10 protein-coding genes are annotated in these 9,494 nt (G+C 70.4%); 4 read left to right on the forward strand and 6 right to left on the reverse strand.

Going from position 1 to position 9,494, the window contains the following annotated elements; translation table 11 throughout:
• The coding region (locus NN2_RS35010) for an enoyl-CoA hydratase/isomerase family protein (protein WP_063019501.1) at nucleotides 1-659 on the forward strand (659 nt) is incomplete at its 5' end.
• Nucleotides 660-664: 5 nt separating this feature from the next.
• Nucleotides 665-1,651 (forward strand): NADPH:quinone oxidoreductase family protein, encoded by a 987-nt coding sequence (locus tag NN2_RS35015; RefSeq protein WP_063019503.1) that lies wholly within the window; start codon nucleotides 665-667, stop codon nucleotides 1,649-1,651.
• On the opposite strand, the gene NN2_RS35020 is transcribed toward NN2_RS35015, so the two are convergent.
• The 5 genes from NN2_RS35020 to NN2_RS35040 all read right to left on the reverse strand — a co-directional run bounded on the left by NN2_RS35020 (nucleotide 1,648) and on the right by NN2_RS35040 (nucleotide 6,168).
• Entirely contained in the window at nucleotides 1,648-2,154 is a 507-nt protein-coding gene (locus NN2_RS35020) for a hypothetical protein (RefSeq protein ID WP_063019505.1), read from the reverse strand. The genes NN2_RS35015 and NN2_RS35020 overlap by 4 nt on opposite strands.
• Nucleotides 2,151-2,774, reverse strand: coding sequence for a TetR/AcrR family transcriptional regulator (locus tag NN2_RS35025; RefSeq protein WP_030517513.1), 624 nt, complete (start codon nucleotides 2,772-2,774; stop codon nucleotides 2,151-2,153). Before NN2_RS35025 ends, NN2_RS35020 begins: the two co-directional genes overlap by 4 nt.
• Before the next feature lie 140 nt (nucleotides 2,775-2,914).
• The gene (locus NN2_RS35030; protein WP_063019507.1) at nucleotides 2,915-3,712 is read right to left on the reverse strand and encodes an enoyl-CoA hydratase/isomerase family protein; all 798 of its coding nucleotides are present in this window, start codon (nucleotides 3,710-3,712) and stop codon (nucleotides 2,915-2,917) included.
• Nucleotides 3,713-4,984, reverse strand: a complete 1,272-nt coding sequence (locus NN2_RS35035; protein WP_063019509.1) for an acetyl-CoA hydrolase/transferase family protein — start codon at nucleotides 4,982-4,984, stop codon at nucleotides 3,713-3,715.
• Nucleotides 4,981-6,168 (reverse strand): CaiB/BaiF CoA transferase family protein, encoded by a 1,188-nt coding sequence (locus tag NN2_RS35040; protein ID WP_174555051.1) that lies wholly within the window; start codon nucleotides 6,166-6,168, stop codon nucleotides 4,981-4,983. Before NN2_RS35040 ends, NN2_RS35035 begins: the two co-directional genes overlap by 4 nt.
• 178 nt (nucleotides 6,169-6,346) lie before the next feature.
• Here NN2_RS35040 and NN2_RS35045 point away from each other — a divergent pair, with 178 nt between their 5' ends.
• Together NN2_RS35045 and NN2_RS35050 are read left to right on the forward strand one after the other, a co-directional pair.
• Nucleotides 6,347-7,861 (forward strand): class I adenylate-forming enzyme family protein, encoded by a 1,515-nt coding sequence (locus NN2_RS35045; RefSeq protein WP_063019511.1) that lies wholly within the window; start codon nucleotides 6,347-6,349, stop codon nucleotides 7,859-7,861.
• Between the two features lie 48 nt (nucleotides 7,862-7,909).
• Nucleotides 7,910-8,689, forward strand: coding sequence for an SDR family NAD(P)-dependent oxidoreductase (locus tag NN2_RS35050; RefSeq protein WP_063019513.1), 780 nt, complete (start codon nucleotides 7,910-7,912; stop codon nucleotides 8,687-8,689).
• A 14-nt stretch (nucleotides 8,690-8,703) separates the two neighbouring features.
• On the opposite strand, the gene NN2_RS35055 is transcribed toward NN2_RS35050, so the two are convergent.
• Nucleotides 8,704-9,494: acyl-CoA dehydrogenase family protein (locus NN2_RS35055; protein WP_281210389.1), on the reverse strand; the 791-nt coding region annotated here is incomplete at its 5' end.

Below are 9,494 nucleotides of genomic sequence, written 5' to 3' on the forward strand. Positions count from 1 at the left end.
CCGAAACCGATCCGGAGATCCGCGCACTGGTGCTCACCGGCACCGGCGACCGCGCGTTCTGTGCCGGGATGGATCTGCGCGAATTCTCCGACGGCTCCGGCACACACGCGGAGTCACCCGAGGAACGCAGCGCTCTCGAGGCCTACGCCCGCATGGCCTCGGGCCGCACGCCGGTTCCGGTCATCGGCGCCGCCAATGCCACCGCGGTGGGCGGTGGCCTGGAACTGCTCATGGGTTGCGATGTGATCGTGGCCTCCGCGGCAGCGAAGTTCGGGCTCCCCGAGGTGAAGCGCGGACTTTTCGCCGCGGGCGGTGGCACCGGTATCGGCACGCGCATTCCCCTGGGCATCGCTCTCGAATTGCTGCTGACCGGACAGCTCATCGATGCCGAGCGCGCCGAGCGGATCGGTCTGGTGAACGCGGTAGCCGCACCGGCGGACGTTCTCGACACGGCGGTTGCCCTCGCGACCACTGTCGCCGCCAACGCACCGCTCGGCTTGGCGGCTTCCAAGGAACTCGCCCGCTTGGCGGTCACCGACGACGCCGCGGCCACCGAACGCCTGAAGCATTGGCAGACCACGGTTTTCGCCAGCGCCGACGCCACGGAGGGCGCCCGCGCATTCCTGGAACGTCGCACACCCCGCTGGCAGGGCAAGTGAGCCGGATGCGGGCGGCGGTGTGCCCGGAGTACGGGCCACCGGAGGTGGTGCGCATCGAGGAGCGGCCGGTTCCCGAACCGGGCACCGGTGAGGCCCGGGTGCGGGTGCGCGCCGCCGCGGTCAACTTTCCCGATGTCCTGCTCGTGGCGAACGAGTATCAGATCAGCGTGCCCCCGCCGTTCGTCCCGGGCAGCGAATTCGCCGGCGAGGTCGTCGCGCTCGGTCCCGGCCGCGGGCCGATCGCGATCGGCGATCGCGTGTGCGGCACCGGCCTGCACGGCGCGTTCGCCGAACAGATCGCGGTCCCGGCCGGCAAGCTGACGCACGTTCCGGAGGGCGTCGATTTCGCCGACGCGGCCGCCTTCGGCGTCACGTATCGCACTGCGTACCACTGCATTCGGTCGGTGGCACGGGTGTCGGCGGGCGCGGAGCTCATCGTGCTCGGCGCCGGGGGTGGCGTCGGGTCGGCGGCGGTCGCGCTCGGTGCCCGGCTCGGGCTGTCGGTGACCGCGGTGGCCTCCTCCCCCGCCAAACTCGAAGTGGCGAGATCTCTGGGGGCCGCGCATCTGATCGACCACCGCGGTGGGAATCTGCGCGACGGGTTACGTGCCGCGCTGCCGGGGGGCGCCGATGCGGTCATCGATCCGGTCGGCGGCGAGCTCAGCGAACCGGCGCTGCGGTCGTTGCGCCGCGGCGGGCGTTTCGTCACCGTCGGCTATGCCGCCGGCACGGTTCCCCGGATTCCGCTGAACCTGGTGCTGGTCAAGGGCATTCATGTGCTCGGCTTCCAGTTCCAGGATATCGATCGGGCCGAATTCGACCGCAACGAGCGCGAACTCGGCCGACTGCTGGCCGACGGCCTGCGCCCGCATATCGGCGCCCGCTTCACGCTGTCCGACTCCGCCGCGGCCCTCCGGCTGGTCGCCGACGGGCACGCGGTCGGAAAGGTCGTCATCGACATCGACGAGGACGGCGACAGGGCGGGCGGTTAACCCGCCACCGGCACCAGATCCACCGGCGGCGCCCACACCGGCGCTCCGCTGCGGAAGGTCTCCAGCGGAGCCACCGAGGTGGCCGGTATCCCCGCGGCGGCGAGGGCCTGCCGCTTGAAAGCCCGTGCGGCGACACTCAATCGGTGCTGCACGGTATCGACCCGGCAGTCGAGTTCGTCGGGACAGAACTCGCCGAGCAGCGTGACCTCGGACAGTCCGCGGTCGAGTGTGTCGAGGACGCCGCAGCGAATGCGGTGATCGGTTTCGAACAGTTCGCCGGCCAGCGCCACCGCATGCGGGTGCGGGCCGTGCACGGGCGAGGACAGCGAATCCTCCATATCGAGTACCACGGCGCCGAGAATCTCGAGCGCGCGGGCGTGGGTGGGATCGCCGACGATGACGGTGACCTCCCAGCCCGCCATCCCGCGATCGAACAGCCAGCCGCCGGCGCAGCGCACCACCTCGGTCACCGTCGGCGCCACCACACCCAGCCGGTACCTCAATGGACGTCGCTGCGCGTCAGCTCGCGTTCGAGCGACCGAGCGTACTCCTGGAACACCTTGGTCAGTGGAATCGAGGGATCGAGCAGCCATGACGTTTCCATTCCATTGAGAAAAGCGACTATCTCCACAGCCTTGACGGCAGGGTCCACATCGGCGCTGTAGCGCCCGCAGCGCTGTCCGCGCCGGATACTGTCGGCAACCTGATCGGTCGCCGCACGGTAGCGATCGAGCAGGCGATCGTGCAGCGGCGCATCGGGTTCCAGATTTTCGATCAGCAGTACGGCGTACATGCCGATCAGATCGGGTGCGCGGCGGAAGCGATCGGCGACACCGGCGATCTGCTCGGGCAGTTCGCCTTCCAGATCCGCATGCAGTTCGTCGTCGGTGTCGCGGGCCTCCAGGACCGCGTGCAGCAGTTGATCCTTCGATTCGAAGTGGTGCAGCAGCCCGGCCGGGGTGACTCCGGCCTCCCGGGCGATCTGCGCGAGCGTGGTCGACCGCCACCCGTTGCGGGCGAGCATCCGCTGCGCCACGGCGAGGATGCGCAGCTTGCGCTCCTCCCCCTTGGCGAGCAGCGTGTCGTAGGCCCGAACGTTGGCTGGCCGTCGCTGACCGGACACCGAACTCCTTTGGTCGAAGCAACCTACTGAACACACAGTAGGTCGGTTTGGGCTGTGTGACAAGGGTCTCATTTGTGCCGACTTTTGCCTCAGGTCACATCCGACGCGGCAGGCGCATGACACGACCCGCCCCGCATCGGTCAACGCCCCTTCCACACCGGCGCCCGGTGCGCGGCGAAGGCCGCCGGCCCCTCCTGCGCGTCCTCGCTGTGATAGCAGCGTTCACTGGCCGCCCGGGCCGCCTGCAGGGCCGCCGAACGGCCCATCTCGGTGGCGAGCATAACCGTCTCGCGGGCGGCGCGGACCGAAAGCGGTGCGCTGCTGAGGATTTCGCGAGCCAGATCGATCGCGGTGTCCAGTAGTCGTTCGGGTTCGGCGAGGCGATTGACCAGGCCGATCTCGTAGGCTCGCCGCGCGTCGATGGGCGCGCCGGTCAAGAGCAGTTCCATCATGACGCGCTGCGGGATCATATGGATCAGCGGCGCTGCCCACGGGGAACTGCGGCCGACCTTCACCTCGGTGACCGCGAAACGCGCGGTCGTCGCCGCGACGCACAGATCGCAGGCCTGCGCGATCATCCATCCGCCGGCGAACGCGGCGCCGTTCACTGCGGCGATGGTCGGTTTCGACAACTCGACGGTGTCGTACGGCAGCGGGTACATGTCACGCGGCGGCGCCTGCATACCGGTGGCGACCATCTCCTTCAGATCCCCTCCGGCGCAGAAGGCCTTGTCCCCCGCGCCGGTGAGGATCGCGATCCGCAGCGCCGCGTCGTGTTCGAAACGGTCCCAGGCGGCGAACAGCCCCGCACGAATGTCGGCGTCCAGGCAGTTGCGGGTGGCGGGGCGGTTCAGCGTGATGACGGCGATGCCGTCGGCGCGGGCGTCGAACAGCACCGCCTCGCCGCCGGTCGCATCGGTCGCGGGTGTGCCGGTCATTCAGAATCCTCGCTTCGTGATCTCGGCCGCGGCCCGTTCCAGGTCTTCGCGGAAATCGGGATGGGCGATCGCGGTCAGCCGGCGCGCCCGCTCGGCGAGCGTGCACCCCGCGAGCTCGGCCGCGCCGAATTCGGTGACGACGATGTCGGTTTCGCTGCGTGCGGTGGTGACCGGACCCGACAGAGTGGCGCTGATCCGGCTCACGGTGCCGCCCTGCGCGGTGGCGGGCAGCGCGATGATGGCGTGCCCACCGCGGGCGCGGGCCGCGCCGCGCACGAAATCGACCTGCCCGCCGGTGCCGCCGAGGTATGCGGTTCCGTGCTGTTCGGCGTTGACCTGTCCGGTGAGGTCGACCTCCACCGCGGAATTGATCGACACCAGATCGTCGAGCCGGGCCAGCACCGCGGCATCGTGGGTGTAGGTGGCCGGGCACATGCGGATCGACGGGTTGCGATCGGCGAAATCGTAGAGCCGGCGGGTGCCGATGAGCGCACCCGTCACCGAGACGCCGGTGTCGATGGGCTTGCGCGCGTTGGTGATCGCGCCCGCCTCGACCAGATCCACCAGGCCGTCGCCGACCATCCCGGAATGGACGCCGAGATCCACCCGGTCGCTCAACATCCGGAACAGCGCGTCGGGCACCGCGCCGATGCCGGTCTGCACCACGGCGCCGTCGCCGATGTAGGCGGCCGCATGGCGGGCGATCGCCTCGTCGACGGGCCCGATTCGCGGCGGGGCGACGGTGACCGGTGGTCGCGAGACCTCGACGGCGTAGTCGATCGCGCTGCCGGGAATCGATTCGCCGTAGGTCCACGGCACCTGTTCGTTGATCTCGGCGACCACCACCCGCGCGGCGCGCACCGCCGCGGCGACATGGTCGCTCACCAACCCGAGGCTGTGGTCGCCGTGCCGGTCGGCGGGCGCGACCTGAACGAAGGCGCAATCGCAGCGCAGCGCACCGGATTCGAGCATCGGCCCGATCTGCCCCACATGGCAGGCGATCACCTCCAGCGCATGCGCGGCGGTGAGGCCGCGCAGCGCGCCGATCGCGCCCATACTGCACATTCGCAGGCCCGCGGTGGCGGCCGGGGTGAACGATCCGGAGAAGCTGGTGGCGATGAAGGCGGTCAGCCCGCCGATGCCCGCGGCCTGCCGCAACAGCGCTTCGACCAGCGTCGGCGGTTCGCCGCAGGCCTGCCCGATCACGAGATGATCGCCGGGCCGGAGGAATTCGCTCAGATCCAGATCCGCGGGATCGCGCACGACCGTCATGCGGCGCCCCCGCTTTCACCGGCGCGCGCGAAACCGCTGTCCCGATCGCCGACGAGTTCGGCGGTGTGCGCACCCAGCCGCGGCGCCGGCCCGGCCACGCGACCCGGAGTGCGGGAGAACCACGCGGGCGGCCCGGGGAACCGCACCGGACCGTTCGGCGTGTCGACGGTTTCGAAGAAGCCGACCGCCTCGAGATGCGGATTGTGGAACAGCGCCTCCAGCGAATTCACCGGCGCGGCGGGGATGTCGAGCGCACCGAGCAGCTCCAGCCACTGCTGTGTCGTGCGTTCCCGGAACGTGTCGGCCAGCAGGGCGTAGACCTCGTCGATCCGCGCCGCGCGCTGCGCCAGGGTGGCGAATTCGGATGTGGCCCAGGGCGGGCGCACCGCGTCGACGAACGCGTTCCACTGTTTGTCGTTGTAGACCAGCGCCGCGAGGTATCCGTCGGCGGTGCGGTAGGGCTTGCGGTCGGGCGTCAGCGCGCGGGGATATCCCGGCGGCGCGAGCGCCGGTTCGAACAGCGCGCCCGCGGCGTGCTCCACGAGCATGAACGCCGCCATCGTCTCGAACATGGCGACCTCGACCTCTTGGCCCTCGCCGGTGCGTTCCCGGTGGAACAGCGCCATGACCGTCGCGTACAGGGCGGTCAGGCCGGCCACCTTGTCGGCCATGATGGTGCCGACGTACGCGGTGTTGCCGGTCAGGCGCTGTTGCACGTAGGGCAGTCCGCATTCGGCCTGGACGGTGTCGTCGTAGGCGGTGCGATGCGCGTCCGGGCCGCGGCGGCCGTAGCCGTAGCAGTTGGTGTAGACGATCGCCGGGTTCAGTGCCGCCACCGCGGGATAGTCGAAGCCCAGCGCCGTGATCGCCCGCCCGCGCATCGAATGGATGAAGACATCGCCACCGCGGATCAGGTCGCGCAGCGCCGCCTTGCCGGACTCGGTACGCAGATCCAGCACCACGCTGCGCTTACCGCGGTTGACGTTGACGAACACCCCGCCCATGCCGGGTTCCGGACCGGCGGAGATGTAGCGGGTGTTGTCCCCGGCGGGCGGTTCGACCTTGATCACCTCCGCGCCCATATCGGCCATGATCTGAGTGCAGTACGGGCCCATGACCATGGCGGTCAGGTCGATGACCCGCACTCCCGCCAGCGGACCGGCGGCGGTGTTCGACGGCTGCATGATCGGTGCCTCCTCGTTCGACACTCCCCGCACGACGACCGGCTCCGGACGGGTGCGACGACGGCATCCGGGCACGCGGAATCGAAGCCCACCGGCCGCGGAGTCGCGAACGGGCCTCTGGGGCAACATCTTCAGGCTATCTGATGAATCTTTACAAGGATAGTGATATCAAGGTTCGGTGGGCAGTGACAACAACGGCGTGCGAATTCCCGCCTCGGTGGCCACGATCCTCGATCCGGTGCTGGCTACCCGCCCCGGCGCCACCGCGATCGAAGCGGCATCGGGCGCGTGGACGTATGCCGAACTCGACGCCGCGGCGGCGCGGGCGGCCGGTGCGCTGTGGCATCTGGGGGTGCGCCCGGGCGATCGGGTCGCGGCGTGTCTGCCCAACGACCTGCCCATCGTGGCGGCGTTTCACGGCGCGCAGCGGATCGGCGCGGTATGGGCGGGAATCGGCGAGGCGTCCGCGGCATCCGAACAGCAACTGCTGTGCGATCTGGTGGAGCCGTCGGTCGTCCTGGCGGGGCCGCGATTCGACGCGCGGGTCGCGCGGGCGGTCGATCCCGACCGGTGGGCCGGGCTGCTCCGCACAACGGATCCGGCGCCGCGGGTCGAGACCGATCCCGACGCGCCGGCCGGCATCGCGTTCACCAGCGGCACCTCCGGCGTTCCCAAGGCGGTCGTGCATTCCCAGCGCGGGATGCTGCTGCCGGGTGCGGTCACGGTGGCCACCCGCAGCTGGGGGCCGGATCTGCGCCGCGGTGACAGTTTCGCGTTGACCATTCTCAACATGATGATCCTGTCCACTCTCACCACCGCGCAGGCGGGCGGGACCGCGGTGATCATGAATCGCCGCGACGCCGAGGGCGTGGCGGAATGGATTGCCGCGCATCGGGTTACGGTGTGGAATGGAGCGCCCGCCCAGCTCTACGACCTGGCCCGGCGCAGCGCCGATCTGAGCTCGCTGCGTGAGGTGTGGAGCGGCGGCAGCGACACCTCCGACGCCGTGCGCGACGCCTTCGCCGAGGCGCACGGTCTGGTTCCGCGGGTCACCTACGGGCTCACCGAGGCGCCGACCGTGGTGTCGATCGACCCGCCCGGATCGGCGTGGCGGCCGGGTACGAGCGGCCGGGTGACACCGCAATTCGACGTCGCCGCCTACGACGACGAGGGCCGCCGCCTGCCCGCCGGTGAACCGGGTGAACTGCGGCTGGCCCCCGCAGCGGCCGGGCCGTGGGCGGGCCGATGGACTCCGATGCTCGGCTACTGGTCCGACGGCCGGGTACGTCCGGGCGAACCGCCGCCGCTGCCGACCGGCGATATCGGAACCGTGGACGAGCGGGGCTGGCTGCGGGTGATCGACCGCAAGAAGCTGGTGATCATCCGGGGCGGCGCGAACGTCTATCCGCTCGAGGTGGAACGCGTCATCACCGGACATCCGGGAGTGGCCGCGGCCGCGGTCTGCGGGATACCCGACGAACGGCTCGGCCAGCGCGTCGCTGCTGTCGTCGAAAGTTCCGGCCCGGCACTGGATTTCGATGCGCTCACGGCCTGGTGCCGGCGCGAACTCGCGAGCTACAAGGTGCCCGAGCGCTGGGTCCGGGTGCCGGCGCTGCCGGTCAATGCGATGGGCAAGATCCAGCGCACCGAACTCGCGGCGCTGGTGACCGCAGGGCTCGGGGAACCGTCATGACCGTCCGGCGCACCTCATGAAACCTGCTGCGGCGAAAGGAAATACGCGGTGACCGGACAGCACAGCTCCGGCGGGGCGGACGTCTTCGACCTGAAGGGCCGGGTCGCGATCGTGACCGGCGCGTCGTCGGGCCTGGGGGCAGCCGTGGCCCGCACCCTCGCCGGACTCGGCGCGCGGGTAGCGGTCGTGGCGCGCCGGCGTGATCGGCTGCGGGAACTGGCCGAGGAGATCGACGGCCTCGCCGTCACCGCCGACCTGTCGGAGCTGGACCGGGTCGGCGCCATCGCCGAGGCCACGGCCGCCGGGCTCGGTCCACCGGAAATACTGGTCAACGCGGCGGGCACCATGTTCACCGAGGAACGCGCGGAAGCCGAACCGCTGCCCGCCATCCGGTCCACCCTGGAGCTGAATCTGGCCGCACCGCTGCTGCTGTCGCAGGCGGTGTTCGAGCATATGCGCGCGGTCGGCCGCGGCAGTATCGTCAACATCTCCTCGATCAGCGGCCGGGTGGGCATCCCCGGCATCCCGCAGGCGTCCTACGCCGCCAGCAAGGCCGGATTGTCCGGCCTGACAGCCGAATTGGCGGTCCAGTGGGCCCGCCACTCCATCAGGGTGAACACGGTGGCCCCGGGCTTCTTCCGCAGCGAGATCACCGCCCCGCTCTACGACAACGAGCGTCCCCGCGAATACCTCCGCCGCAACACTCCCCTGCCCCGCCACGGCACACCGGAGGACGTGGTGGGCGCGGTCGCCTGGCTGGCCGGTGACGCCGCGGGCTACGTGACGGGCCAGACCATCGTCGTCGACGGTGGGTGGACCGCCCGCTGACCCGCAGTCGCTCCTCAGGGTGTGAAGCCCGGATCCCGGTAGCGGCGGGCGAGATGCGCCCGATGGTCGGCCGGAGATCCGAACAGCGCGCGGTTGAGGGTGGCGCGTTCCAGGTAGCGGTGGATGCCGCTCTCCCAGGTGTAGCCCATTCCGCCGTGCAGTTGCATGGCCTTTCCGGCGATGTCGACGGCGGCGGCACAGGCGTGGGATTTGGCTCGGGCGATCGGGATCCACGCATCCGCCGCGCCGAGGACGTGTGCGGCCACGGCGTCGTCGACGAGCCGGCCGGCGACGCGCAGGGCGACGAGCATATCGGCGCACGCGTGTTTCACCGCCTGGAACGAGCCGACGGGTCGGCCGAATTGTTCGCGGGTGCGCACATGGGTGACGGTCGCGTCCAGCGCCGCCTCGGCGAGTCCGACGCTGTCGATGGCGGTGGCCAGCGCGGCCCGCTCGAACAGCGCTCGGAGCGGGTCGACATCGGCCCAGCGCCACATTGAATCCGCCTCGATGCGGGCGTCCTCGGCGCGCACCGCACCGACGGTGCGGGTCCCGTCGAGAATCGGCTGCTCGGCGACCGCGATACCGGGTGCGCCGGGTGATACCGCCACCAGAACCGTCGATCCGTCCGGTTCCGCCGCCGGAATCAACAAGGTGGTCGCCGATGCGACGTCGGCAACGAATTCCGTTGTGCCACGGAGAGATATTCCATCGTCGCGGCGCTCGATACGAAACGGCACGAACCCGCCGGACCCGCCCCACGGCGGCGCGGCATCCCCGCCCGCGACCACGATCGGCACGGCCG

The organism is Nocardia nova NBRC 15556 (assembly GCF_001613005.1).
Classification (GTDB): domain Bacteria; phylum Actinomycetota; class Actinomycetes; order Mycobacteriales; family Mycobacteriaceae; genus Nocardia; species Nocardia nova.

Excerpts from the sequence above, each read along its gene's own strand:
- NN2_RS35015 (WP_063019503.1), top strand. The coding sequence starts at position 665 with ATGCGGGCGGCGGTGTGCCCGGAGTACGGGCCACCGGAGGTGGTGCGC.
- NN2_RS35030 (WP_063019507.1), bottom strand. The coding sequence starts at position 3,712 with ATGACCGGCACACCCGCGACCGATGCGACCGGCGGCGAGGCGGTGCTG.
- NN2_RS35035 (WP_063019509.1), bottom strand. The coding sequence starts at position 4,984 with ATGACGGTCGTGCGCGATCCCGCGGATCTGGATCTGAGCGAATTCCTC.
- NN2_RS35040 (WP_174555051.1), bottom strand. The coding sequence starts at position 6,168 with ATGCAGCCGTCGAACACCGCCGCCGGTCCGCTGGCGGGAGTGCGGGTC.